Here is a 26,445-nt window from a genome sequence, read left to right on the forward strand (position 1 = left end):
CCCGAGGAGGTTCGTCGTGATACCCAACCCACTGGTCAGCGAATCCACCAGCCCCCCCGCACCGTCACCCCTGCCCGTGCCGCCACCAGCCCGGTCCGAACTGCCCCCGCCCCCGTCCGGACCCGACACCTCGTCCCGCCGCCCCCACCCCCGCGACGTCATCGCGCTGCTGCGCCCCGGCCAGTGGGCCAAGAACGTCTACAGCATGGCGCTGGTCGGCGCCACGGCGAGCGTGTGGACGGTGCACGCGGCCTGGCAACTGCTCTGGATCACCGTCGTGTTCGTGATCGCGTCGGGGGCGGTGTACATCGGCAACGACGTCGCGGACCGCGACAACGACCGCAGGCACCCGGTCAAGCGCAACCGTCCGCTCGCCTCCGGGCGGGTCGGCATGCCCACCGCGATCGCCCTGCTCGCCGTCTGCCTCGGCGTCCTCACGGCCCTCCTCGCGACAAGCCCGCCCACCCGCTGGTGGCCGGTCGTGGCCTACCTCGGGCTCAACATCGGGTACAGCGCCGGCCTCAAGCACGTACCGCTCGTCGACGCGTTCATCGTCGCCATCGGCTTCCAGTTACGCCTGGTCGCCGGCTACCTCGCCGTCGGCGAGGACCCCTCGCAGTGGCTGCTGACCGCCGTCCTCGCCGTCTGCCTCGTCCTGGTCCTCGGCAAGCGCCGCCACGAACTGATCACCGACGGCCGGGAGAGCCGGCCCGCCCTGCGCGGCTACACCGCACAACTCATCGACCAGATGCTCGTCATCTGCATGGTCGTCACGATCCTCTCCACACTGCTGTACCTCTGGCGCGACGCCCCGCTGGGCCAGTTCTCCACCCACGCGGTCCTCATCTCCGCGCCCTTCACCCTGTTCGGCCTCTTCCGCTACCTGCAGGTCCTCGTCGTCGAGCGCGGCGGGGCCGACCCGGTACGGATCCTGCTGCGCGACCGGACGCTGCTGATCTGCATGGCCGCCTTCGCCCTCGCCTTCCTGACGGCGCTCTACGCCGCGCACCACTCCCTGCCCGCCTCGACCGCCACGAGTCTGACATGACGACGAAAATTGACCCGATCACGCCACCCCTCGTGTCAGTGATCATCCCCAACTACAACTACGCCCGGACGCTGCGCCTGTGCCTCGAGTCGGTACGCGCGCAGAGCTACCCGAACATCGAGCTGATCGTGGTCGACGACCGCAGCACCGACGACTCGGTGCGGATCGCCCACGAGTACGGGGCCGACGTCACCGTCACCCCGACCAACATCGGCGCGCCCGCGGCCCGCAACCTCGGCGCCCAGGGGGCCCGCGGGGAGGTGCTGTTCTTCCTCGACTCGGACGTCGCGCTCGCACCGGACGCGGTGGCCAACGCGGTCGAACTGCTCTCCGGCGACCCGGCCGTCGGCGGGGTCTGCGGCACCTACGACGCCGAACCCCTCATCCGCGACAGCCTCGTCGAGGAGGTGCGCAGCCTCCAGCTCTACGCCTGGATCCACGGCGGACAGGGCGACATCTCGACCGTGTACACCGCCCTCTTCGCGGTGCGCAACGACGTCTGGGCCGAGGTCGGGCCGTTCGACCCCGCCCTGCGCCACAGCGAGAACGCCGACTACGGGCACCGGCTGTCCAGCCGCTACCGGATCGTGCTCAGCGAGACGGTGCACGGCCGCCACGACCACGACGACACGCTGCGCGTGCTGCTCACCAAGATGTTCCACCGGGCCCGCATGCACATCCCGCTCTACCTGCGGCGGCCCGACTTCTCCGGTGGCCCGACCAACGGCCTGCGCGGCTGGGCCACCCTGGCCGCCCTCGCCGCCGTGCTCACCGCACCGGCCGCGGCCCTGGCCGGCCCCTGGGCCCTCGCCCTCCCGGTGGTCCTCCTCGTCGTCTCGATCGTCTTCGACGCCGGGATGTACAGGCTGGTGGTGCAGCACAAGGGCTTCTGGTTCGCCCTGTACTTCACCGCCGTGTGGTTCCTGGTGAACGTCACGGTCGCCCTCGCCGTCTTCGCCGGCCTGGGGCAGTGGGCACTGTCGGCGCACTTCCGGCAGACGTACGACGCCCCGCTCGCCGCAACCCCGAGGAGCGCGTGATGAGCGACCCGCTGAACCCGGCCGCCGCGGACGGGCCGCTCGTCTCGGTCATCGTGCCGAACTACAACTACGCGACCTCGCTCGGGCTGTGCCTGCGCGCGATCCTCGACCAGACGTACGACCGGATCGAGCTGATCATGGTCGACGACGGCAGCACCGACAACTCCGTGGAGATCGCCCGCTCGCTCGGCGTCACCGTGCTCCACACCCCCCGCAACCTCGGGGTCGCGGGTGCCCGCAACCTCGGCATCGCCCGGTCCAACGGCGAGGTCTGCTTCTTCGTCGACTCCGACGTCGCCCTCGCCCCCGACGCGGTCGCGCACGCCGTGCGCCTCCTCCAGGACGACCCCGAACTCGGCGGCGTGTGCGGCATCCACGACCCCGAACCGCTGATCCGCGACGGCCTCGTCAAGGAGTACCGCGGCCTCCAGTACCACTACTGGTCGGCCAGCTCGGCCGGGTTCATCTCCTTCCTCTTCCCGGCCTCCTGCGCGATCCGCCGCACCGTCCTCGACGAGATCGGACCGTTCAACGAGCAGTTGCGCCACACCGAGGAGGTCGACTACGGCAACCGGCTGACCCAGCGTCACCGGCTGCTGCTCACACCGCTGATCCGCTCGCGGCACGACCACGACGCCGTACTCGTGCCGCTGCTGCGCAAGCTCTTCCGGCGCGCGCACGCCCGCGTGCCGCTGTACGTCGGCCGCCGGAAGTTCGCGCGGGGCTTCGAAACCTCGTCGCGGGCGGGCGGCAGCCTGGCCGCGCTGGCCTCGCTGGCACTCCTGCCCGTGGCCCTCCTCAGCGGATACGCGCTGATCGCCGTCGTGCTGGCGCTGGGTGTGTCGCTGGGCACCGATGCGGGGATGTACCGCTTCGTGGCACAGCGACGCGGATGGATCTTCGCGGCCTACTTCACGGCCGTGCACTGGGTGGTCAACGTGACCATTGCGGCGGGAGCGCTCGCCGGCGCCGCACACTGGCTGGGCTCCCCGCGGTTCCGCCGCCTCTACGACGCGCCCGTGCCGGAGGCCGTCGGATGAGAAGGCGTGCGGTGCGGGTCGGCGCGGTCCTCTCCTTCGTCTGGCTCGCCTGCGTCGTCCTGCACACCGTCCTGTCCGGTCGCTGGTGGCCGATGCTGCTGCCCGACCTGGCCCCGCCGCTGCTGCTGGTGGCGGTACCGGTGCTGCTCGGCGTCCCGGCGGTCCTCGGCGTGGTGGGGGCGCGCCGCGATCCGCGGCGGTGGGCTCCCGTCGCCGCGGGCGTGGCGTCCCTCGCCCTGGGCGCAGGACAGTCCGGACTGAACGTCGACGCCTTCGGCCGGGGGTCGGCACCCGTGCCGGCCGGGGCGCTGCACGTCGTCGCCTGGAACACCCAGTACTGGGACCAGGACGAGGACCCCGGCGCGTTCTACGCCTACCTGCACGCGTTCGACGCCGACGTCTACCTGCTCCAGGAATACCTGAACTGGAACGACGACACACCGGTACGCCTCGACGACACCGCCCGGCTGCACGCCGAGTTCCCCGGCTACTCGATCGCGACGGACGGGGAACTGCTGACGCTCTCCCGGCTGCCGATCACGGCCAGCAGGGCCCTGGACAACACCCGCTGGTACGCGTCGACACCGGCCGGTTCGGACTTCCCCGAGTTCTGGCGCGCCAAGACGCTCCGGACGGACATCCGGGCCGGTGACCAGGTCGTCTCCCTGTACAACGCGCACATCCCCGTGCAACTGGACACCTCGTCCGGCGTGTTCACCCCGGCGTTCCTCGGGAAGGTACGGACCCAGGCCGAACGGCGCTCCGCCGCCTGGGCCGCACTCACGGACGACCTGGCCGGCAACCCGGCGCCGCGGCTGGTCGCCGGGGACTTCAACACCACCCCCGCGATGGGTGAACTGTCCCGTCTCGACGGGATCCTGCTGCGCGGCCAGCCCACCGGCGGCGGGCTGTACCCGACCTCCTGGGACGCCCGCGGTCTGGGGCTGTGGCGGCTCGACTACACGTACCACGACCCGGCGGTACACCTCGCCCGATACCGCTTCCGGGACAGTCGGGGTCTCTCCGACCACGACGCCCAGGAGCTCTGGATCAGCACCACGAAGGGAAGTACGGCATGACACGCACACTCGGCCGCAGCGGCATCGAGGTCAGCGCGGTGGGGGTGGGCTGCTGGGCGGTGGGCGGGCCGTTGCACGCCGGCACCGAGCAGTTCGGCTGGGGGCCGACCGACGACGACGAGTCCGTCGCCGCGCTCCGCCGGGCCCACGAACTCGGCGCCACGTTCTTCGACACCGCGAGCAACTACGGTGCGGGCCACAGCGAGGTCGTCCTCGGCCGGGCACTCGCAGGCCACCGCGACGATGTCGTGATCGCCACGAAGTGGGGTTACACGTTCGACGAGGCCACCCGTGAGGCCGGAGCCGAGGACGCCAGCCCCGAGTACCTGCGGTCCTGCCTCGACGGCAGCCTGCGCCGGCTGGGCACCGACTACGTCGACCTCTACCAGTTCCACCTGGGCGGCGCGCCCGTACCGGTCGCGCTCGACCTCGTCCCCGTGCTCGACGAACTCGTCACGGCGGGCAAGATCCGGGCGTACGGCTGGAGCACCGACGACGCCGCGAGCGCCGAGGCGTTCGCCAAGGCCGGGGTGGGCTGCACCGCGATCCAGCACGACCACTCCGCGCTCCACGACGCCGCCGAGGTCGTCGCGGTGTGCGAGGCCCTCGACCAGGCGAGCATCGCCCGCGGTCCGCTCGCCATGGGACTGCTCTCCGGCAAGTACCACGACGGACGGTCCGTCGGCGCGCAGGACGTGCGCGGCCAGGGCTACGAGTGGCTGACCTACTTCAGCGGCGGTGCCGGCAGCAAGGAACAGCTGGCCCGGATCGACACGGTGCGCGACGTCCTCACCTCCGGCGGCCGCACCCTGGCCCAGGGAGCGCTCTCCTGGCTGCTGGCGCGCAGCCCTGCCACGATCCCGATCCCGGGCTGCCGCACGGTCGCCCAGGTGGAGGAGAACCTCGGCACCCTCGCGTTCGGGCCGCTGAGCGAGCAGGAGTTCCAGCAGGTGGAGGCGATCCTGCGCGGCTGACCTCCCGCGCCGCACCCGGCCCGGCTGCTTCCCGGCTGCTTCCGGCTGTTTCCCGGCAACGACCCGACACCGCACCGCTCCCGTGCGAGACGGCCGGCGGCCGCAGGGCGTCGGGGACGGCCGATCGGGGCCCGGTGCCGCGCAGGCCGGCGCCCCTGCGGATCACCCGCAGGGGCGCCGGCCCTGTTGCGTCCGTCCTCGGCCGCGTTCGCGCGCCTGCACGTTCGCGCGCGCCTGCACGTCTGCGCGCCTGCACGTCCGCAGGCCTGCACGTCCGGGCGTCCTGACGCCCTTCCCGGCCCCTCGTGCACCGCGCCGAGCCCCGCGGGACCCCCACTCCGACGGTTGCGGCCCCCGAGCCCCGCTCCGTCCGGCCCTTCCCGCCTCCCGGCCCCGTGACGCGGTCGTGCCCGTCACACGCGGCACCGCGGCCCGCGCCGGGGCGCTCGTCGACATCGGAACGCCGGCCTGTGCGTATGTCAATGCTGCTGGCAGCACAGGTCGATGGAGTGCGGAGGTGGGCAACGGGCCGCCTCCGTACGGTCGGTGGCGGCCGCTGCTTTGGCCCAGACGTTGACAGAGCACGGTCGGAGCGTGATGCTGAGAGCGCTCTCAGAGCGGTTCAGGCCTTTCCGACTCCCCCTCAGCGCCGGACGGGCACGCAGGCCGGCCGGGCGCCGTCGACATCCCCCTCGGTGTCGTCACGCGCCCGCACGCCCTGGGTCCAAAAAATCCCCCACCACGAGGAGACACGTGCTCATGGCACGGAAGTCACTGGCGTTGTTCCTCGCCGCAGCAACCACCGCCGCAGGAATGACCGCGCTCATCGCCACCCCCGCCGACGCGGCGGTACCTGACACCATCCCGCTGACCTTCACCAACAACTCCGGGCGCAGCGAGCCGCTCTACATCTACGACCTGGGCACCCAGCTGTCCACGGGCCGGCAGGGCTGGGCCGACGGCAGCGGCACCTTCCACGCCTGGCCGGCCGGCGGCAACCCCCCGACCCCGGCACCGGACGCGTCGATCGCCGGGCCGGCGAACGGCCAGACCGCCACGATCCGGATCCCGAAGTTCTCCGGCCGGATCTACTTCTCCTTCGGTCAGAAGCTCGTCTTCAGCCTGACCACGGGGGGACTCGTGCAGCCCGCCGTGCAGAACCCGAGCGATCCGAACCACAACATCCTCTTCGACTGGACCGAGTACACCCTCAACGACTCCGGGCTGTGGATCAACAGCACCCAGGTCGACATGTTCTCGCTCCCGTACACCGTGGGCGTCAAGGCGGGCGACGGCAGCACCAAGTCCACCGGCCAGCTGAAGCAGGGCGGTTACAACGCCTTCTTCAACTCCCTGCGGAACCAGCCCGGCGGCTGGGCCGGCCTCATCCAGACGCGCTCGGACGGCACGGTGCTGCGCGCCGTCAACCCCGGCCACGGCATCGAGTCCGGCGCCCTGCCGAGCACCGTGATGGACGACTACGTCAACCGCGTGTGGTCGAAGTACAGCAGCTCGACGCTGACGGTCACGCCCTTCACCGACCAGCCGAACACGAAGTACTTCGGACGGGTCTCCGGCAACACCATGAACTTCACCAACAGCTCCGGGGCGGTCGTCACCTCCTTCCAGAAGCCCGACTCGGACAGCATCTTCGGCTGCTACAAGCTCCTCGACGCACCCAACGACCTCGTGCGCGGCCCGATCTCCCGCACGCTGTGCGCCGGGTACAACCGCTCCACCCTGCTCACCAACCCCAACCAGCCCGACAGCAGCGCCGCGGGCTTCTACCAGGACGCCGTCACCAACCACTACGCCCGTGCCCTGCACGCGCAGATGGCCGACGGCAACGCCTACGCCTTCGCCTTCGACGACGTCGGCAACCACGAGTCGCTGGTGCACGACGGCAACCCGCAGCAGGCCTCCATCACCCTCGACCCGCTCGGGGGCTCGGCCCCCTCCGGCCAGGTGGACACCTCGGCCTGGTACCGGCTGGTCAACGCGAACTCGGGCAAGTGCGTGGACGCGTCGGGTGCCGGGACGGCCAACGGCACCCCGATCCTGCAGTGGTCCTGCGGGAACGGCCAGGCCAACCAGCAGTGGCAGTTCAGCGCCACCGACAGCGGCTACTACGTGATCACCAACCGCAACGCGGCCGGCAACCAGCAGGTCGTCGACCTCCCGAACTCCTCGACGGCCGACGGGACCAAGCTCACCACCTGGGCCCGCAACTCCGGCGCCAACCAGCAGTGGCAGCCGGTGCGCCAGTCCGACGGCGCCTACCACTTCGTCTCCCGCAGCAGCGGCAAGTGCCTGGACATCCCCGGCGCCTCCACCGCGGACGGAGCCCTCGTCCAGCAGTGGACCTGCAACGGCACCGGCGCCCAGTCCTTCCAGCTCGCCACCGGCTGACACGGGGACGGGAGCCGTGACGGAGGCGGCCACCGCGTGATCACCGGGTCGTGCGAACCCGGAGACCGCGCGGCGGCCGCCCCCGCCACCGAGTCCGCCACCGAGCTCGCCTGAGGCTCACCCGGTCGGTGAGCGGGTGAGCCTCAGGCGGACATCGCCGCCCTCTCGGCCGCGCTGCGCAGAACGCAGAACTCATTGCCTTCAGGGTCGGCGAGGACGGCCCAGCCGGCACCATCGGGTTCCCGGTGATCGGCGACGAAGGTGGCGCCGAGGCCCAGCAGTCGCCCGACCTCCTCCTCGCGCGAGGTCTCGGGGCGCAGGCACAGGTGAATCCGGTTCTTGACCGTCTTCGGCTCCGGCACCTGGTTGAAGTACAGCATCGGGCCCTCCGGCAGGATCACGGCGGTCTCCGGGTCGCCCGGCCTGCTCTCCGGATGCAGCGGACATCCGAGCGCCCCGCTCCAGAACCGAGCCAGCTCATGGGCATCCGCACAGTCGACCGCCACGTTCTGCACCACCGAGACCATGTACGGGATCCTGCCCGGAGCCCCGCTCTCCGGCAACCCGCCGCCGGACCGCACCAGTGCTTCCGCCGCAGACCCTAGTCGGCCTCCAGCAGCGGGGATCCGGCGTGCCGGCGTTCCGCGGGGGCTTCCGCGCCCGGCTGCCCGGAGCGGGTGCGCTCGGCCCAGGCGGCCACCGGAGGTCCCGCGGCGCCCAGGCATGCGAAGAACACGCCGAGGAGGAGCCATCCCGTCCGTCCGAGCGCGAGGACCGCTCCGGTCAGGACCACGGGGGCGAGGGCCTGGCCCGCGTCGAAGCCGATGCCGAAGAGGCCCTGGTACTGCCCCTGGGCATGGTCGGGTGCGAGGCCGAAGCCGAGCGCGAAGCTCGCCGAGGACTCCCACACCTCCCCGACGCTGTGGACGCACACGGCCAGGACGGCGAGTGCCGGCGCGACCCACGCGGGCACGTCGGCCGTCAGGGCCATCAACGGGCAGCTGACGAGGAACAGGAGCCCGGCGCGGCGGAAGGCACGGCCACCCTGCCGGGGGGTTTCCACCGTGGCGCCGAGCCGGCGCTGCAGCACCACGCAGACGCCGCTGTTGATCGCGTAGACCGCTGCCACGGTCCAGCGCGGTGCGTCGGTGTGGGCACTGAGCCAGATCGGAACCAGGAGGGAGACGGTCTGGTACTGCAGGCCCATGGCGCTGTAGAGCGCGACGAAGGACACGTACGGCCGGTCCGCCAGGACGGACCACTGACGGTGCCCCTCGGGCCGGGGCAGCGGCCGGTAGTTCGGGACACCGGTGAACACGATCAGTCCGGCGCAGGCGAAGCTGGCGGCGTTGGCGAGGATCAGCACGGTGTAGGCGGGACGGGTGTCGATCTGGATGGCGAAGGCTGCGCCGACGGTGCCCACGACGACGCCGAGATTGACGAACGTGCGGAGTCCGGCCCGGAACGCGGCAGGGCGTTCACCGCCGGCCCTGGCGACGAGCGCACCGCCCGCGGCACCGCTCGCCGTGCCCGCCAGCCGGTCCAGGGTGGCAACGAGCGTGAACGCGAGCCAGCTGTCGATGAAGACGAACGCCGCCATCGTGACGGCCTGCAGGGCGAGGGTCGTCAGCCAGATCGTGCGTGGCCCGTACCGGTCGGCCAGATTCCCCGCCGGTATGCCGGCCGCCAGGCCGCAGAGGCCGGCGATCGTCAGGCCCGCTCCCACCTGTGCGGCGGGCAGGTGCACCACCAGCGTGAAGTAGAGGACGGCAGCGGTGTTGAAGAGGCCGTTGCCCACCCTGCTGACGAAACTGGCGAAGATCAGGGCCCGCTGCGCACCGGAATCCGGCCCGGCGGGCACCTGTGGCCCGGACCCTCTCGTGATCATGTCGATCAGGCTAACAGCGCCTCCTGCCGGGAGTTCCGTGCGGTCGGCAGGAGCTCGCCCGTCCCCGGCGGTGCCCCGCGTCGAACGGCTCACCGGCCTCCCCGACCGCCTGCCACACACGAGCGCCCGACCCGGTGGTGGCTCGGCCGTCCGCCGGGGCCGCCGGGGCCGACGTCGAGCGACAGCGCTTCTCGACGGAGACGGACACCGTCCGACGGTCGGCAGCCGCTTCCGGGCCGGTCCGGGCCGGTCGGCAGACCGGTGATTCCCGTACGTCGGCGCATGAGCGGGTGACGGAAGGGCAGACGCCCGCACGTCAGCGTCACCGAGCGAAAGGCCCCACGATGCTTCCCCTGATACTGGTACTCCTCCTGGCGCTCGTCCTCTTCGGTGCGGGATTCGCCCTCAAGGCCCTGTGGTGGGTGGCCGTGATCGTGCTCGTCGTCTGGCTGGTCGGCTTCGTGGCCCGCGGCACCCACTCCTCCGGCCGCCGCCACAGCTGGTACCGCTGGTAGACCGGCCGCGCTCCCCGCGGTCCGCCCCACGACCCGTGCGGGCCCGGGCAGTTCCCCGGACGTCGCCGCGCCCGCCCTCCCGGAGGGCGGGCGCGGCGACGTCCGGCCCGGCCGCATCCGCATCCGCATCCGCATCCGCCGGACGCACCGGCCCGGAACGGGCACGCGGCGCCGCGACACATACCGGACAAGGGGACCACGGACCATGCCCACCGGTCGCTCCCGTACCGAGACCCGACAGCGGCACCCACGGCACGGGCGACGCGGGGAAGCCAGGCTCCCTGCCGTCCTGGCCACGCTCGTCGCCGTGCTGCTCTACCTGGCCCTGCCCGAGCAGCTCCTCGTCGCCCCGCGCTTCGTCCTGCCCGCGCTGGAACTGCTCCTGCTCGTCCCCCTGATCGCGGTCAACCCCCGCCGGCTCACCCGCCAGACCCGCGTCTCGCGCGTGCTGTCGCTGGCGCTCGTCGCCGTCATCGGCGCCAGCAACCTCACCGCGCTCGGCCTGCTCGTCCACGCCCTGGTCTCCACCGACGTCAAGGACGGCCGGTCCCTGCTGATCGCCGCCCTGCAGGTGTGGGCCACCGACATCATCGTCTTCGGCCTGGCCTACTGGGAGCTGGACCGCGGCGGTCCCGTCGTGCGCACCCAGGCCCCGCGAGGCGAACTTCCGCTCGCGGACTTCCGCTTCTCCCAGGACGAGAACGACGACGCGGTGCAGGAGGTCTCCGACGGGGCCAGCATCTCCTCCGACTGGGTGCCCGCGCTGATGGACTACCTCTACATCTCGGTGACCAACTCCACCGCGTTCAGCCCGACCGACACCATGCCGCTGTCCACCCGGGCCAAGGTGCTGATGAGCATCGAGAGCGTCGCCGCGCTGATCACCTCGCTGCTGGTCATCGCCCGCGCCGTCAGCATCCTGCACTGAAGCCCGCCGCCACCGCCCACCGCCGTGCACCGTTGCCCACCACCGCCCACCGCTGCCCGGCACCGTCGATTGGTGGGTGCCGGGACGGCGGGTGCCACCCGCCCGGGAAGGGACGGGTGGCACCGGGACAACCGCTCCTACACGGAGGCGGTCAGGTTCCACTTCTGGTTGGCGCCGCCGTCGCAGTCCCAGATGTCGAGCTGGACGCCGTTGGTGGTGTCGGACCCGGGGACGTCGAGGCAGCGGCCGGAGGCGGGGTTGACCAGGGTGTCGCCGGTCCGGTTCCACTGCTGGGCCGTGGTGCCGTTGCAGTCCCACAGCTGGACCAGGGTGCCGTTGGCGGTGCCGCTCGCGGTGACGTCGAGGCACTTGCCGTTGATCCGGAGGGTGCTGCCGGTCTGCGTCCACTGCTGGGCGCTCGATCCGTTGCAGTCCCACACGACGATCTTGGTGCCGTTGGCGTTCGAGGCGGTGTAGTCGTCCATGCACTTGGCCGTGTTGAGCCCCGAGGTGATCGGCGCGGCCTGGGTGCCCGGTGCGGCGGGTCCGGAGGCGTACGCCTCCAGTTCGTAGATCCGGGCGACGGTGTTGCCCGCGGTGTTGGTGGCGGTCGTGACGACCACCCGGACGTAGCGGGCGCTGCGCGCCGCGAACGGGGTGTAGGTGCGGCTGGAGCGTGAACCGGTGACGGTGGCCGCGGTGGACCAGTTCGTGCCGTCCGTGCTGGTCTGCACCTGGAACCCGCCGGTGTTCCAGCCGGTGCTCTCGCCGCCGAGTCCGGCGTGCTTGAGGACCACGGACGCGACCGTCTGTGCCGATCCCAGGTCGACCTGGAGCGTCGCACCGGCGGCTTGCGAGCACCACTTGCTGTTGTTCTTCAGGGTGGCGTCGACCGCCTTGTCGCCCGCTTCCGCCGTGGCGCACGCGGCCGACGAGCTGGTGGGCCGGCCCTGGGCGAGGTTGGCGCCGAGCTCCGGCGCGGTGGGTACGGCCGTTGCGCCGTCCTGGAAGGAGGGCGGCACGTCCGAGGCGCCGGTGCCCCAACTCGCGCTGGGCGCAGTGCCCATGGTGAAGTTCAGGGTGGCGCCGGCCGCGACGTCGGGGTAGCGCAGGTAGTTGTGGCCGGTGGCGGTCCCGTTGACCTGCAGCCCCTGGACGTAGGAGCCGCTGCCCGTTGAGTTGATGGTGATGTTGCCGCCCGGGCGCTGGATCAGGACGGACGGGAAGGACGGACCGTGCACGGCCAGGGTGTCCGCACCGGGCGTCGAGGGGTAGAGGCCGAGGGCCGCCCAGACGTACCAGGCCGAGGTCGCGCCCAGGTCGTCGTTGCCCGGCAGCCCGCCGGCGCCGGTGGTGAAGGACTCGGTCATCACCTTGCGGACCGCAGCGGACGCGCCGGCGGGGTTGCGCGCGTAGTTGTACGCCCACGGCACGCCGTGCTCGGGCTCGTTGCCGATGTAGTAGTACGGCAGGCTCTGGCCGGCGTTGACCTGGGTGAAGTGGTGGTCGAGTCGCTGCACGGCGGTCTGCCGGCCGCCCATCTCGTTGATCAGGTCGGCGAAGTCGTAGGGCACCATCCAGGTGTACTGGGCGGCGTTGCCCTCGGTGAAGTTGGACTGGGCGGCGGGGTTCAGCGGCCAGGTCCAGGTGCCGTCCGAGTTGCGCGGCTGGGTGTAGCCCGACTCGGCGCTGTAGGTGTTGCGCCACCACTGCGCCCGGGTCATGTAGGTGGAGTAGTCCGCGGTGTTGCCGAGGGCCTTGGCGAACTGCGCGACGGCGAAGTCGGAGGCCGAGTACTCCATCGAGTCCGAGGGGGAGCCGGGCAGGTAGTGCAGGCTGGTGTACGTCGACTGGCGGCCGCGGATCGGCGAGCCCTGGGTGGTGCCGCCCTCGGAGGACTTCTTCATCAGGGACAGTGCGGCCGCGGTGTCGAAGCCGCGTGTCCCGAAGGCGTACATGCTGCCGACGATGATGGGCCCGGGGTCGCCGGTCATCACGAAGTCCTCGTTGGTCTGCTGCGACCACTTGGGCAGCAGGCCGCCCTGCTGGCCGTCCAGCACCATGGACTTGGCGATGTCGGACGCCTCGGTCGGCGCGATCAGGGCGATCAGCGCGGCCCAGGAGCGGTAGATGTCCCAGCCGGAGTAGTTCTGGTAGACCGGTCGTGACGAGTTGTGGACCGCTCCGTCGAAGCCCCGGTAGTCGCCGTTGACGTCGCTGGCGATGTTGGGACTCTGGAAGACGTGGTAGAGCGAGGTGTAGAACTTCTTCAGGTCGGTGGTGGAGCCGCCGGTGACGCGGGCCCGGTCGAGGATCTGGTTCCAGGCGGTGCCGGCGGCGGAACGGACGGCGCCGAAGTCCCAGCCGTTGTTCTCGGCGACCAGGTCGGCCTGGGCGTTGGCGATGCTCACATAGCTCAGGGCCACCTTGAACTGCACGGCCTGGGAGCCGGTGGTGTCGAAGGTGACGTAGGCGCCGGTGTTCGTGCCCGAGGTGTTCGTCGAGCCGGCGCTCACCGTGCCGCCCGACCAGGTGCCGAAGCCGCTCGGGGCGCGGTCGAAGCGGATGTCGAAGTAGATCTGGTAGGTCTTCGAGGAGCCGCAGAAGCCACCGGCGGTGACGCTTCCGGTCACCTCCGAACCGTTCACCTTCACCGAGCCGTTGCGGTTGCCGGTGGCGCTGCGGCTGGTGTTGATCAGCAGCTGCGAGGTGGTCGACGACGGGTAGGTCAGCCTGCCCATGCCGGTGCGGGTGGTCGCGGTCAGCTCCACCGAGGTGGCGTACCTGTCGAGCCGGTTCTTGTAGAAGCCGGGCGACGCGGACTCGTTGGCCTTGGTGTAACCCGAGGCGTAGCCGGTCCAGTTGGTGCCGGGGGAGGAGCCGAGGGCGCCGGTCACGGGTAACAGCGGCAGGTCCTCGTTGTTCTGGCAGCCGGCCCCGTCGAAGTGGGTGAGGCTGAAGTCCTCGATCGTGGTGTCGGAGTTGCGGTAGCCGGACGGCGAGGCCGTCGGTGTGTCGGGGCTGAACTGCACGCCGCCGAAGGGCACCACGGCGCCCGGGTACGTCGATCCGCCCGCACCGCCGCCGACGGGGTTCGGCGCGTTGCTGTCGTCGGTGCCGATGAACGGGTCGACGTACTGCGTGAGGTCGGCCGCTGCGGCGCGGGCCGGAGTCGAGGCGAATCCGCCGACGCCGAGGGTGGCCAGCAGGACGCTGCCGGCCACCGCGGCGACGCGGAACCTGAGGAGGGGTGAGAGCACGGGGGACCACCTTCGGCTGGAGACGGGTCGCGGCGGGAGAGCGGCGGCGAGCGGTCTCGGGGGAGGGGTGCGGTCATGGCTCCGAGCCATGTGAACGTTACCAAGCAGAACGCATTGTTTCCGCGCCGCCGATTGTGCGTCAAGCCTCTGATTCAACATCAAATACGGCTTGTGGCGCAGGACTTATGAGATGCATCGGTTGTCCGCACGGCTATTGACAGGCAGTCGGCCGCGCCCGCAGACTCCGGTCACTTGCGTGAACGTTACCAAGGCGCGTCCGGAGGACACCCTGATGACAGAACCCCTTTTGGAAGCCCGGAAGGTGAGCAAGCGTTACGGCCAGGTCCATGCCCTCCAGGGCGCCGACTTCACCGCCTACCCCGGCGAGGTCGTCGCGCTGATCGGAGACAACGGCGCAGGCAAGAGCACCCTGGTCAAGACGCTGTCCGGCACCATCCGGCCCGACGGCGGGCAGATCCTGGTGGACGGCGCACCGGTCGAGCTCACCAGCCCGCTCGATGCCAGGCGTTACGGGGTCGAGACCGTCTACCAGGACCTGGCGCTCGCCCAGGACCTCGACGCGGCGGCCAACCTGCACCTGGGCCGCGAGATCCACCGCCCCGGGCTGCTCGGCCGGCTCGGGGTCCTCGACCATGCCGCCATGCGCCGCTCGGCCGTCACCGCGTTCGCCGAACTCGGCGTCGACCTGCGGGATGTGGGCGTGCCCGTGGCGTCCCTGTCCGGCGGCCAGCGGCAGTCCGTCGCGGTGGCCCGCGCGGTCGCCTTCGCCAACCGCATCATCTTCATGGACGAACCGACCGCCGCACTCGGCGTGGTCCAGCGCGGCCGTGTGCTGGAGACCATCAGACGGGTCCGCGACCGGGGCATATCCGTGGTGCTGATCAGCCACAACATGCCCGAGGTCCTGTCGGTGGCCGACCGGGTCGAAGTCCTGCGACTGGGACGGCGGGTGGCGTCCTTCAACGCCGCGAACGCCTCGGTGGAGGAGCTCGTCGGCGCGATGACCGGCGCCCTGGACCCGCTGCCCGGCCCCGACGGAGCCGCAGGGACCGGCTCGCCCGGCCGCACCACGTCGGCAGAGCACTCCACCGGAAAGGACGGTGCCGCGTGAGCACCCAGGTACCAGACGAGGCGGCGGACACGACCACCGCACCGCCGAAGCCCCGGACGGCACCCGCCGTACCCGGCTGGGCGCGCCGCCTGGCCGCCGTGAACGAGGCCTGGACCTTCGGCGTCCTGGCCCTGCTCGTCGCGTTCTTCACCGCCGCCCGGCCCGACACCTTCCTGACCCGCTACGACATCACCCAGATCGCCACCAACGCGGCCATCTACCTGGTGCTCGGCGTCGGCATGACCTACGTGATCGTCGTCGCCGGCATCGACCTCTCCGTGGGTTCGGTCCTGGTGCTGTCCGCCGTGCTGTCCGCGGAGTACACCATCCACCACGGCGGTGCGGAGTCCGGCTGGGGCACCATCGGAGTGGCCACCGTGATCGCGCTGGTCACCGGCGTGGTCTGGGGCGCCCTGCAGGGCTGGCTGGTGGCGAAGGCCAAGGTCCCGCCGCTGATCGTCACCCTCGGAGGCTTCGGAGCCGCCCTCGGCATCGCCCAGATCATCACCGGCGGCCAGGACCCGACCGGCGCCGTCTCCAGCGAACTCCAGCACAGCGTCGGCTTCGGCAAGCTCTTCGGCCAGGTCCCCTGGCTTGTCGTCATCGCGTTCGCCACCACCGTCGTTTTCGGCCTGATCCTCGCCTTCACCCGGTTCGGCCGGTACACGTACGCCATCGGCTCCAACCCGGAGGCCGCCCGCCGGGTCGGCATCGACGTGGACCGGCACCTCGTCAAGATCTACGCACTGACCGGCCTGCTCTCCGGGCTCGGCAGTGTGATGTGGCTGGCGTACTTCGGCACCACCTCGATCGCCGGGCACTCCACCGACAACCTGAAGGTCATCACCGCCGTCGTGCTCGGCGGGGCGAGCCTGTTCGGCGGGCGCGGCAGCGTGCTCGGCGCGGTCATCGGCGTCTTCATCCCCGCCGTGCTCACCACCGGGCTGATCATCATGGACGTCCAGCAGTACTGGCAGGACGTCGCGATCGGCATCGTCCTGGTCGCGGCGGTCTACCTGGACCAGTTCCGCAGACGCGGCCGCGAACGGGGCTGAAGCCGCCGCGCCCCGTTCCGCCCCCGCCGACGTCCCTGCCGGCGTCCCCGCCGGGGCCTCCCTCCCTCCCTCTCCTCCTCTCCGTCAGATTCCCTCCCTCAGAAGGAAGTTCACCATGCTCGGATCCAGCAGACCCGGAACGATCGCCCGCTCGTGCGCCGTCCTCGCCCTGGTCGTCGCCGGCACCGCCGCCTGTGGCAGTGACGGCGGCAGCGGCCCGGCCGGCTCCAAGGGCACCACGCTGAAGCTCATCACCGGCGTCAAGAGCGACCCGTTCTACATCACCATGGCGTGCGCCGCCCAGGCGGAGGCCGAGAAGCGGGGGGTCAAGCTCACCGTGGACGGTTCGGCGCAGTGGGACGTCGCCGTGCAGCGGCCGATCGTCGACTCGGTCGCCGCCTCCCGCCCCGACGGCCTGCTGATCTCCCCGGTGGACACCGCGGCCCTCACGCCGGCGCTGTCGCAGTTGCAGAACTCCGGCACCAAGGTCGTCCTGGTCGACACCACGGTCAGCGACACGTCCATCGGCGTCTCCCGGATCTCCTCCGACAACGAGGCCGGTGGCCGCACCGCCGCCAAGGCCCTGGCCGAGCTGATGGGCGACAAGGGCTCGGCCATCGTGATCAGCGTCAAGCCCGGCGTGTCCACCACGGACGCCCGGATCAAGGGCTTCTCCGAGGAGATGAAGGCCAACCACCCCGCCATCACGCTGCTCCCGGTCCTCTACGACAACGACCTGCCCGCGACGGCCGCCTCCCAGATCCAGGCCACCCTGGCCGCGCACCCCGACCTCGGCGGGGTCTTCGCGGGCAACACCAACACCGCGCAGGGCGTCTCCACCGGCCTGCAGGCCGCGGGCAGGCAGGGCAAGGTCAAGGTCGCCGCGTTCGACGCGGAGCCCGACGAGATCACCGCCCTGAAGAACGGCACCCTGGACATCCTGGTCGCCCAGGACCCGGCCGGCATCGGCGTCCAAGGGGTCGACCAGGCGCTCGCCGCCATCGAGAAGAAGGAGGTGACCGCGCAGATCGGCACCACGATGGTGGCCATCACCAAGGCGAACATGGACGACCCCGCGGTCAGCAAGTACATCTACAAGGCCGCCTGCTGAACCCGGCGGACCGGATCCGTCCGGCGCCCGCCCGCGCGTACCGCTGAAGCGGAGGCAGGGGGCCGCAGCCCTCGGGCCGGCCCCCGCCCACCGGCCCCCGCCCACCGACCCCCGCCCACCGGCCCCTGCCCACCAGCTCCCGCTCACCGGCCTGCCCACCGGCCCCCCGCCCACCGGCCCCTGCCCACCAGCTCCCGCTCACCGGCCTGCCCACCGGCCCCCCGCCCACCGGCTCCCGCCCACCGGCTCCCGCCCACCGGCTCCCGGGCACCCCACACACCACGGAGGCACCATGTCCGATGTCGACCCGACCCGCGGAGACGATGTGAGAACGACGCCGTCACGCCGGGCGCTGCTCAGGAGCGCGGTCGGCGCCGCCGGGCTCGCGGCGGTGTCCGGGGGCCTGCTGACGGCCTGCGGCAGCGACCCGAAGCCCGCTCCGTCAGGCGGCGGGGCGCCCGGCTCCACCACGGTCGGCGGCACGGTCACCTTCGGGTCCAACTACTCGGACCCGTCCGCGAAGTCGGCCTTCGCGGCACTCACCACCGCGGCGTCCGCCGCCGTCGGCGGGGTGGACATCAAGATCAACACGGTCGACCACAACACCTTCCAGCAGAACATCACCAGCTACCTCCAGGGCACCCCCGACGACCTGTTCACCTGGTTCGCCGGATACCGCATGCAGTACTTCGCCGCGCAGGACCTCGCCCAGCCGCTGGACGACGTGTGGGAGAAGATCGGCGGCAACTTCGGCGAAGCCGCGAAGAAGCTCTCCACCGGACTCGACGGCCACCAGTACCTGGTGCCGATGTACAACTACCCGTGGGTCGTCTTCTACAGCAAGAGCCTCTTCGCCAAGCACGGATACACCGTGCCCACCACCTGGGACGCGTACGTGGCGCTGGCGAAGAGGATGAAGTCCGACGGCCTGGTACCGATCGCCTTCGGCGACAAGGACGGCTGGCCGGCGCTCGGCACCTTCGACATCCTCAACATGCGGATCAACGGCTACGACTACCACATCAAGCTGCTGAAGCACGAGATCCCGTGGACCGACCAGGGGGTGTACACCGTCTTCCAGCACTGGGCCGAACTCATGCCGTACGTACAGAGCGGCGCGAACGGGCGGATCTGGCAGGACGCGGTGAAGAGCCTGGAGAGCGGCGCGGCCGGCATGATGTTCCAGGGCAGCAACCAGGTCGCCGCGCAGTACGTCACGGACAAGGCCGACCTGGCCGACCTCGACTTCTTCCCCTTCCCCGCGGTCGACCCGCGGTGGGGACAGGACTACATGGACGCCCCCACCGACGGGTTCATGCTCAGCCGCAAGGCCAGGAACCCGGCCGCCGCCAAGGCCGTCCTGGAGTACATCGGCAGCGGCCGGGCCGAGGCCGAGTACCTGAGGACCGACCAGTGGGACGTCGGCCTCGCCAAGGGCCTGCAGGTGCCGACGTACAACGCCATCCAGCAGAAGTCGGTCGCCGCGATATCCGGTTGCAAGGCCGTGGCCCAGTTCATGGACCGCGACGCCGACCCGGCGATGGCCACCGCGATGATCTCGGTCATCCAGAAGTTCATCGACGACCCGAGCACCGGGAACATCGCCGCGCTGCAGAAGAGCGCGGAGACCCAGGCGAAGGCGATCTACACCTGATGAACTCCCCTTCCCAGGCACCCGGCCGGGTGCCGGCGGCGACCGGGGCGCCGGCCCCGGCCCGCCGCCGGCGGGGCGTCCGGACACTGACGCCCCGCGACCGCATCGTCGCCGCCGTCCTGCTGGGCATCCCGCTCCTGCTCGACCTCGCCCTCGTGTGGTTCCCGGCGGCCGGCACCACCCTGCTCTCCTTCACCCGGTGGAACGGCGTCGGATCCCTGCACGCCGACCCGTGCGATCCGAAGCTGCCGTCGGTGCTCAACAACGGCTGCCTGTACGGCATCCAGAACTACCACCAGGCCGCCACCGTCAGTCCGGAGTTCTGGCCGGCCGTCCGGCACAACCTGATCTGGCTGGCCGTCTTCGTGGTGATCGCCACCCCGCTCGGCATGCTCTTCGCCGTGCTCCTCGACCGCGGCCTCCGCGGCAGCCGCATGTACCAGAGCATCCTGTTCCTGCCGGTCATGCTGTCGCTCGCCCTGGTCGGCATCATCTGGGAGTTCATGTACTCCCAGAACTACGGGCTGATCAACGTGGTCCTCGGGCGCACCGGCGACGGCGACGCCATCGACTGGCTCGGCGATCCGCACCTCAACCTGTGGGCGGTGCTGACCGAGGCCACCTGGCGGCAGTCCGGGTACGTGATGGTGCTCTACCTGGCCGGCCTCAAGGCGGTCGACCCGACGCTGCGCGAGGCCGCCGTGATCGACGGCGCCAACGCCTGGCAGACCTTCCGGCGGGTGGTCTTCCCGGTGATGCGGCCGGTCAACATCGTCATCATGGTGGTCACCGTCATCGAGTCGCTGCGCGCCTTCGACCTGGTGTACATCACCAACAAGGGCATCAACGGCCTCGAACTGCTCTCGGTGCTGGTCACCTCGAACATCGTCGGGGAGACCCAGCGCGTCGGCTTCGGCTCCGCACTCGGAGTGGTGCTGCTGGCGATCTCGCTGGTACCCATCACCGTCTTCCTCCACCAGACCTTCCGCCGGGAGGACACGCCGTGAGCACCGACACCCTCGCCCGGACCCCCGCCACCTCCACGGCCGCGGGGGGCCGCCCGCCGAAACGCCCGCCCGCCCGGGTCGCCGCGCAGCTGTTCCTGGTCACCGCCTCGCTGCTGTGGCTGCTGCCGATCGCCTTCACCCTCTACGTGGCCGTCCGCCCCTACTCCGACACCCGCAGGTACGGATACGTCTCGCTGCCGCGGCACCTGACGCTCCGCAACTTCACCGACGCCTGGTCGCAGTCGGACATGCCGCACTTCTTCCGGAACTCCGCGCTGATCACCGTGCCCGCGGTGATCGTCGTGCTGGTCCTCGCGTCGGGGGCGGCCTTCGTCCTCACCCGGCTGAGGCTCAGGGTCAACGTGGCCCTGCTCATCCTCTTCACGGCCGGCAACCTGCTGCCGCAACAGGTCGTCATCACCCCGCTGTACCGGATGTACCTGAAGATCCACGTGCCGACGGCCCTGGCCGACAGCGGGCTCATGTACAACTCGGCCCTCGGCCTGATCGCCATCAACGTGGCGTTCCAGCTGGGCTTCTGCGTGTTCGTGCTGAGCAACTACATGAAGTCGATCCCCGGGGAGATGTACGAGGCCGCGCTCGTCGACGGGGCCGGCCTGTGGACCCGCTTCTGGCGGCTCACCGTGCCGCTCTGCCGGCCCGCCCTGGCCGCCCTCGCCACCCTGCTGACCACCTGGATCTACAACGACTTCTTCTGGGCCGTCACCCTGATGTCCTCCGGCGACAAACGCCCGGTCACCTCCGCCCTCGCCAACCTGCAGGGACAGTTCGTCAGCAACCAGAACCTGATCGCTGCGGGCGCCGTGATCGCCGCGATCCCGACGCTGGTCGTCTACCTGCTGCTCCAGCGGCAGTTCATCGCCGGGCTCGCGCTCGGATCGAGCAAGGGCTGAGTCCGCGGCGGTCCGCTGCGCCCTTATGGGCCACCGCGGACGCTTGCCGCCGTGCACCTTTCAGGAAAAGGTTGGTGACGGCCGATCGGCCGACGGGGGTCCGCATCACCCGGCCGGCGCCCCCCGAGGGCCGGGTGGCACTCCGCCGTAACCGGTGCCCCGCCGTGCCCGGGACGCCGGGCACCGTAGGATGCACTCCGGCGCTTGGGCAGACCGGCAGGCGATCCGGGAAGCGTGCCGAGGAGGAGGCTTGTGAAGCGCCCGACGATGAAGGACGTGGCCCAGGCGGCGGGGGTCAGCCTCATGACGGTCTCCCGGGTGATCTCCAGCGAACCGGGAGTGTCGCCCGACACCGCCGCCCGGGTCGAGCAGGCGGTGCGCAGACTCGGCTACCAGCGCAACGACAACGCGCGCAACCTGCGGCAGAAGAACCTCGGGACCTCCACGATCGGCCTGGTCGTCGACGACCTCGCCAACCCCTTCTACGCCCTGATGGCCCGCTCGGTCGAGGACGAGGCGCACCGCCGCGGCTACGTCGTCCTGGTCGGCAGCACGAACGACGAGCCGCGCCGGGAACGCGAGGTCATCGCCGCGTTCACCGCCCGCCAGGTCGACGGCCTGATCATCGTGCCCACCATCGGCAGCCACGGCTTCCTCAAACCGCCCATGGAGGCGGGCACCCAGGTCGTCTGCGCCGACCGCCCCGCCAAGGGCCTCGACGTGGACACCGTCACCGTCGACAACCGGGACGGTGCGAAGGGCGCCGTCGCCCACCTGCTGGGCCACGGTCACACCCGGATCGCCTACCTCGGCGACCGCTACGAGATCTGGACCCAGCGGGAGCGCTACGCCGGCTACCTGGACGCCCTCGCCGCCCACGGACTGCACGCAGACCCCGACCTCGTACGGCACGGGCTGCGCTCCCACCGGGAGGCGCGGGCCGCCCTGGCCGGCCTCCAGGCCCTGGCCGATCCGCCGACCGCCCTGTTCAGCAGCAACGACCTCATCACCCTCGGCGTGCTCGACGGCCTGGACCACCCCGCCCCGATGGCGGTCGTCGGATTCGACGACCTGCCGCTCGCCAAGCAGCTGGAACCGCCGCTGACCGTCGTCAGCCAGGACCCGGCCACGGTCGGCAGCACCGCGGCCAACCTGCTGTTCTCCCGGATAGCCGGCGATCGCTCCGCCCCGCGGAAGGTCGTCCTGCTGACCCGCCTCGTCGTGCGCAGCTCGGGGGAGCACCCCGTCCGGCGAACGGCCGCGGGGGCACCGGTCCCGCTGCGGGCAGCCGACTGACCCGCGGCCGCACGCCTGCGGGTATCCGACCGGCCCGCGGCCGCACGCCCCGGAACGTCCGGATGTCCCGGGACCCGGCCCCGGAGAGGAGATCCGGAGGGCCGGGCCCGGGACGGTGCCCGGGGTGCGAGCCGGGGCGGGGCCGGGAGCCACGGTGGGCGGGTGGCCCTAGGCGGGCTGCAGCGTTGTCCAGCGCTGGTTGACGTTGCCGTTGCAGTCCCACAGCACCAGTCGCGTGCCGTCCGTCGTGGAGGAGGCCGGATCGTCGAGGCAGCGTCCGGACACCGGGTTGCGGTACCCCCCGTTGTAGGCCTGCCAGACCTGGTTGGCGCCGCCGTTGCAGTCCCAGATCTGCATCCTGGTGTTGTTGGCGGTGCCGCGGGCCTCCGCGTCCAGGCACTTGCCCATCGACCGCAGGGTGCCGTCGGCGTACGCGTTCCACCACTGCGCCTGGGTGCCGTTGCAGGACCAGATCTGCACGGCGGTGCCGTTGGCGGTGCTGCCGGCGTTGACGTCCAGGCACTTGCCGGCGATGCCGGACTGCACCTGGCCCCCGAGGGCGACGGGCGCCTTGATCCAGCCTGCGGCGTCGGCGGCCTGGATGCCGGAGTTGAAGGCGGTGGCCATCTTCTCGAAGCCGTTGTCGTTCGGGTGCAGCGAGTCGGACAGGTCGGCGGCGGTCAGGGCGCCCATGTCGACGAGGCGGACGTGCTTGCCGGCGGACTGCTTCGCCTGGACGATGCCGGGCAGCTTCTGGTTGAAGGCGGGCCGGTTCGCCTCCTCGGTCGCGCTGGTGGAGATGATCAGGGAGCCGACCAGGACGGTGGCGTCCGGGGCGCCCCGGGTGATCTGGTCGATCACGGCGCTGAGGCGGTCGGCGGCCGTGGGCACCTCGTAGTTCTGGTTCAGGTCGTTGGTGCCGATCTCCAGCAGCACCACGTTGGGCCGGTAACGGGCCACGGTCGCGTCCGTGATGCCGGCGATCTGGTCGATCCGCCAGCCCGAGTGGCCCTCGTTGTCGGGATCGGCCATCGGTCCGTTGCGGACGGAGCCCACGAAGTCCAGCGCGTGGCCCTCCGCGGTCAGCTGGTTGGCGAGGAAGCCCCGGTAGCTGTTGCCGCTGGGGCTGCCGATGCCCCAGGTGATCGAATTGCCGAGGGGCAGTACCCGTAATGCTGCGGGTGCGGCGGCAGCGGCCCGGGCGTCCGCGGCCGTGGCGGTCGTCGCCGGCAGCAGGGCGGCGAGGCCGGAGGCGACGGCCAGCGCGGCGAGCAGGCCCGCTGTGGATCGTTTGGTCATGGTTCCTCTTCGAGGTCGGCGGATCGGTAGGTGCGGTGAGGTCCGTGCCCGGTGCGGCCAGGGGAGGCGCACCGGGTACGGACGAGGGGGGCACGGACGAGGGGGGCACGGCCGTCCGGACGCGCGACGGCCGTGCCCCGCCGATGAAGACCGACCGGCAATGGGGCCCGGGCTCACGGGCGTCCGGGCGGACGGTGTGAGGGGTGGTGGTGTCCGCCCGGGCGCCGTGGGTCGGTCAGGAGGCCACGGGCACGTTCCACTTCTGGTTCGCGCCGCCGTTGCAGTCCCAGATGTCGATCTGGACGCCGTTGGTGGTGTCGAACCCGGGGACGTCGAGGCAGCGGCCGGAGACCGGGTTCACCAGGGTGCCATTGGTCGGCTCCCAGCGCTGGTTGGCACCGCCGTTGCAGTCCCACAGCTCGACCGGGCTGCCGTTCGCGGTGGCGGCCCCGGTGATGTCCAGGCACTTGCCGTTGACCTGGAGGGTGCCGCTGTTCTGCGTCCACTGCTGGGCGCTGGAGCCGTTGCAGTCCCACACGTCGACCTTGGTGCCGTTGGCGTTCGAGGCGGTGTAGTCGTCCAGGCACTTCGCGGAGTTCAGGCCCGAGGTGATCGGGCCGACCGGGGGCTGCGCGATCCCGCTGCCGGCGACGATCGACAGGTTGTCGAACTGGTCGGTGCGGTAGCCCTGGATGCCGAGGCCCGCCTGGCCGGACAGGAACGACGAGTCGGTGACCGTGCCGATCTGGTTGCCGTCGACCTTGGCGGTGAGCCGGGTGCCCTGGAAGACGAACGACAGGTTGTGCCAGGTGCCGGTGCCCAGTGCGGTGGTGGTGCCGGTGGCCAGCGTGTGGTTGGAGCCGTCGGTGTACATCTTCTCGATCCACCACTGCCCGGTGTCGCGGATGCGCAGGTAGTACGCGTTCATGTGCGACTGCGGGCGCTGCTGGGTGTTGGCGCGGCCGATCAGTTCGGTGGTGCCCGCACCGCGCAGGAAGACGTCGGCGCTGACGGTGTAGTTGGACCAGGTCGTGTCGCCGATCAGCGAGTAGGAGTCCGAGTCGTCCTGCCACTCGATCGGCTTGACCGGTGCCATCTGCTGCAGGCACCGGCCCGAACGGCCGCCCGCGCACGTCTGGACCTCGTAGGAGCCCTGCATGTCGGACAGGTAGGTGGCCTCGTCGTTGATGGCAACGTTGTCAAAGTTGTCGGCGTAGGGCAGCGCGAGCGGGTGCGCGGCCGGTGCGGTCGCCGTGCCCTTGCCCTGGCCGGTCGTCGTGCTGACGGTGTAGACGTATCCGGGCTGCATGGTCAGCGAGTAGGAGCCGTTGCTCGGGGTGATGTCCTGGGTGTGGACGAAGGAGGTCGCCGGGCTCGGCGAGTTCACCCTGGTGGCCCACACGTGCACGGTGCCGGTCGACAGACCGCCCTGCACGTGGAAGTTGGCGGTCTGCGTGCCGGTGGAGGTGGTGGTCTCCAGGATGGTGGAGTAGTCGGAGTTGGTGTTCGACCTGATCGTCACGTAGGTGCCGTTGGACTCCGTGCCGCCGAGGTAGCCGGAGGCGGAGTCGATGAACTTCCAGCCCGGCTGGGTGAACTGGGTGACCTGGGCGGTGGCCCAGGTGCTGGCGCCGATGGTGTAGTTGCCCGACCAGGGGGAGTTGGCGGTGGCCAGGCCGACGGTGTTGTACGGCAGGTTGGGGTAGATCGCGGCGATCAGCGGCCAGTTGAAGTAGCTGACCATCTTCGCGTCGATGTAGCCCCGGGTGATGGCACGGATCAGCGCCGGAGCGCCGGTGTTCATGTCCTGCGAGCCGTTCTCGCTGTCCCACAGCGGCTTGCCGTTGTTCTTCGCCGCAGTGCTGCTGGAGCAGGAGTTGGCGTTTCCACCGTCGCCGCCCTCGCAGGAGTAGTGCGCGCCGATGATCGCGACGGCGTCGTTGAACGCCTTGTTCTTGGCCATGTCGTCGGCGACGCCCCAGCCGCTGTCGTCGGCGACGAGCTTCACGCCGGAGTACCCGGCGTTGTTCAGCGCCGAACGCAGCTGGACGAACCAGTTCGCGTCGTGGCCGCGCTCGTTCCAGCCGCCGAGGTAGCTGATGGTCAGGCCGTGCTGCTTGGCACAACCGAGCCAAGAGATCAGGTAGTTGATGGTGTCGGTGGACCAGAAGCCGCCGTTGATCCAGCCGGGCGCGGTCCACGCCAGCCCGTACAGGCCGATGGCGGGGTTGCGGGCCTTCGCCTGCTCGGCCAGCCAGAACTCGTAGCCGGCGTTGCAGTTGATCACGCCACGGCTGTGCTCGATCGACGGCTCCGAACCGTCGGTGGAGTTGGCGTCACCGCCGATCTCCAGCTTCAGCAGCTGCAGGTTCGCGCCGTACCCGGGCTTGAACAGGTAGTCCAGGATCTGCGCCTGCTGCGCGGCCGGATAGTCCTTCAGCAGACGGGAGTTGCCGCCTCCGCCGCTGATCGCGCCGATGCCGTCGAACGTGCGGCCGCCCTGGCCGCCGTCCACGGTGATCGTCGTCGTGGCCGCCTGGGACGGAGTGGCGCCGACCGCGAGCATCGCGGCGATCAGCCCCAACAACCACAGCGGGAGGAGTTTTCGGGTGTACTTCATCTGAAGGCCTTTCGGCTCGGGAGCCGCGCACGGCGTGCGGTGGCGTGCGCGACTCGGTTGACGTACGGATCCGTGGCTCCACGGCACCGGGTCGGCGTGCGGTGCGCGGAGCCGGGCTTCGTGCGGGTGCGACTGCCTCCCCGTCGGCCGACCGGCACCCGACCGGCCGTGGGTGG

20 protein-coding genes and 1 pseudogene are annotated in these 26,445 nt (G+C 70.9%); 16 read left to right on the forward strand and 5 right to left on the reverse strand.

The features are described 5' to 3' along the window. The first annotated feature begins 16 nt into the window (after positions 1-16). The 7 genes and pseudogenes from OG335_RS38590 (at position 17) to OG335_RS38620 (ending at position 7,590) form a co-directional block, all read left to right on the forward strand. Complete coding sequence (locus tag OG335_RS38590; RefSeq protein WP_405009196.1) at positions 17-1,048, forward strand: UbiA prenyltransferase family protein; 1,032 nt, start codon at positions 17-19, stop codon at positions 1,046-1,048. Then, positions 1,045-2,088, forward strand: coding sequence for a glycosyltransferase family 2 protein (locus OG335_RS38595; protein WP_405009195.1), 1,044 nt, complete (start codon positions 1,045-1,047; stop codon positions 2,086-2,088). The genes OG335_RS38590 and OG335_RS38595 overlap by 4 nt, the downstream gene beginning before the upstream one ends. After that, complete coding sequence (locus tag OG335_RS38600) at positions 2,088-3,128, forward strand: glycosyltransferase family 2 protein (RefSeq protein ID WP_405009194.1); 1,041 nt, start codon at positions 2,088-2,090, stop codon at positions 3,126-3,128. Before OG335_RS38595 ends, OG335_RS38600 begins: the two co-directional genes overlap by 1 nt. Continuing rightward, positions 3,125-4,207: an endonuclease/exonuclease/phosphatase family protein gene (locus tag OG335_RS38605; RefSeq protein ID WP_405009193.1), complete on the forward strand. Its 1,083-nt coding sequence runs from the start codon at positions 3,125-3,127 to the stop codon at positions 4,205-4,207. The genes OG335_RS38600 and OG335_RS38605 overlap by 4 nt, the downstream gene beginning before the upstream one ends. Continuing rightward, positions 4,204-5,181: an aldo/keto reductase gene (locus OG335_RS38610; protein WP_405009192.1), complete on the forward strand. Its 978-nt coding sequence runs from the start codon at positions 4,204-4,206 to the stop codon at positions 5,179-5,181. The genes OG335_RS38605 and OG335_RS38610 overlap by 4 nt, the downstream gene beginning before the upstream one ends. A 759-nt stretch (positions 5,182-5,940) precedes the next feature. After that, positions 5,941-7,119 (forward strand): annotated as a pseudogene (locus OG335_RS38615) (glycoside hydrolase family 64 protein); the annotation flags it as partial. 27 nt (positions 7,120-7,146) lie between these two features. Further along, entirely contained in the window at positions 7,147-7,590 is a 444-nt protein-coding gene (locus tag OG335_RS38620) for an RICIN domain-containing protein (protein WP_405015285.1), read from the forward strand. A 143-nt stretch (positions 7,591-7,733) separates the two neighbouring features. Here the strand turns inward: OG335_RS38620 and OG335_RS38625 are convergent, their stop codons facing one another. Both OG335_RS38625 and OG335_RS38630 read right to left on the reverse strand, forming a co-directional pair. Beyond that, positions 7,734-8,117, reverse strand: coding sequence for a VOC family protein (locus tag OG335_RS38625; RefSeq protein WP_405009191.1), 384 nt, complete (start codon positions 8,115-8,117; stop codon positions 7,734-7,736). Between the two features lie 74 nt (positions 8,118-8,191). Continuing rightward, a complete protein-coding gene (locus OG335_RS38630) occupies positions 8,192-9,478 on the reverse strand; it encodes an MFS transporter (RefSeq protein WP_405009190.1) in 1,287 nt (428 codons plus the stop codon). 344 nt (positions 9,479-9,822) lie between these two features. Here OG335_RS38630 and OG335_RS38635 point away from each other — a divergent pair, with 344 nt between their 5' ends. Further along, the gene (locus OG335_RS38635; protein ID WP_405009189.1) at positions 9,823-9,993 is read left to right on the forward strand and encodes a hydrophobic protein; all 171 of its coding nucleotides are present in this window, start codon (positions 9,823-9,825) and stop codon (positions 9,991-9,993) included. A 307-nt stretch (positions 9,994-10,300) separates the two neighbouring features. After that, positions 10,301-10,921, forward strand: a complete 621-nt coding sequence (locus OG335_RS38640; protein WP_405009188.1) for a hypothetical protein — start codon at positions 10,301-10,303, stop codon at positions 10,919-10,921. A gap of 137 nt (positions 10,922-11,058) precedes the next feature. Here OG335_RS38640 and OG335_RS38645 read toward each other — a convergent pair whose 3' ends face one another. After that, a complete protein-coding gene (locus tag OG335_RS38645; protein ID WP_405009187.1) occupies positions 11,059-14,181 on the reverse strand; it encodes a GH92 family glycosyl hydrolase in 3,123 nt (1,040 codons plus the stop codon). Between the two features lie 292 nt (positions 14,182-14,473). Between OG335_RS38645 and OG335_RS38650 the strand changes: the two genes are divergently transcribed. From OG335_RS38650 to OG335_RS38680, 7 genes are all read left to right on the forward strand, one after another. Then, on the forward strand, positions 14,474-15,313 hold the full coding sequence (locus tag OG335_RS38650; protein ID WP_405009186.1) for an ATP-binding cassette domain-containing protein: 840 nt from the start codon (positions 14,474-14,476) through the stop codon (positions 15,311-15,313). Continuing rightward, a complete protein-coding gene (locus OG335_RS38655; RefSeq protein ID WP_405009185.1) occupies positions 15,310-16,368 on the forward strand; it encodes an ABC transporter permease in 1,059 nt (352 codons plus the stop codon). Before OG335_RS38650 ends, OG335_RS38655 begins: the two co-directional genes overlap by 4 nt. Before the next feature lie 115 nt (positions 16,369-16,483). Further along, on the forward strand, positions 16,484-17,479 hold the full coding sequence (locus OG335_RS38660; RefSeq protein ID WP_405009184.1) for an ABC transporter substrate-binding protein: 996 nt from the start codon (positions 16,484-16,486) through the stop codon (positions 17,477-17,479). Between the two features lie 292 nt (positions 17,480-17,771). Further along, positions 17,772-19,133, forward strand: coding sequence for an ABC transporter substrate-binding protein (locus tag OG335_RS38665; protein WP_405009183.1), 1,362 nt, complete (start codon positions 17,772-17,774; stop codon positions 19,131-19,133). After that, positions 19,133-20,140, forward strand: coding sequence for a carbohydrate ABC transporter permease (locus tag OG335_RS38670; protein ID WP_405009182.1), 1,008 nt, complete (start codon positions 19,133-19,135; stop codon positions 20,138-20,140). Before OG335_RS38665 ends, OG335_RS38670 begins: the two co-directional genes overlap by 1 nt. After that, positions 20,137-21,054: a carbohydrate ABC transporter permease gene (locus OG335_RS38675; RefSeq protein WP_405009181.1), complete on the forward strand. Its 918-nt coding sequence runs from the start codon at positions 20,137-20,139 to the stop codon at positions 21,052-21,054. Before OG335_RS38670 ends, OG335_RS38675 begins: the two co-directional genes overlap by 4 nt. Positions 21,055-21,306: 252 nt before the next feature. Further along, on the forward strand, positions 21,307-22,350 hold the full coding sequence (locus OG335_RS38680) for a LacI family DNA-binding transcriptional regulator (RefSeq protein ID WP_405009180.1): 1,044 nt from the start codon (positions 21,307-21,309) through the stop codon (positions 22,348-22,350). 168 nt (positions 22,351-22,518) lie between these two features. On the opposite strand, the gene OG335_RS38685 is transcribed toward OG335_RS38680, so the two are convergent. Both OG335_RS38685 and OG335_RS38690 read right to left on the reverse strand, forming a co-directional pair. Beyond that, positions 22,519-23,649, reverse strand: a complete 1,131-nt coding sequence (locus tag OG335_RS38685; RefSeq protein WP_405009179.1) for a ricin-type beta-trefoil lectin domain protein — start codon at positions 23,647-23,649, stop codon at positions 22,519-22,521. A 235-nt stretch (positions 23,650-23,884) separates the two neighbouring features. Beyond that, on the reverse strand, positions 23,885-26,269 hold the full coding sequence (locus tag OG335_RS38690) for a ricin-type beta-trefoil lectin domain protein (RefSeq protein ID WP_405009178.1): 2,385 nt from the start codon (positions 26,267-26,269) through the stop codon (positions 23,885-23,887). Positions 26,270-26,445 lie beyond the last annotated feature (176 nt).

Source organism: Kitasatospora sp. NBC_01539 (assembly GCF_045040525.1).
GTDB lineage: Bacteria > Actinomycetota > Actinomycetes > Streptomycetales > Streptomycetaceae > Kitasatospora.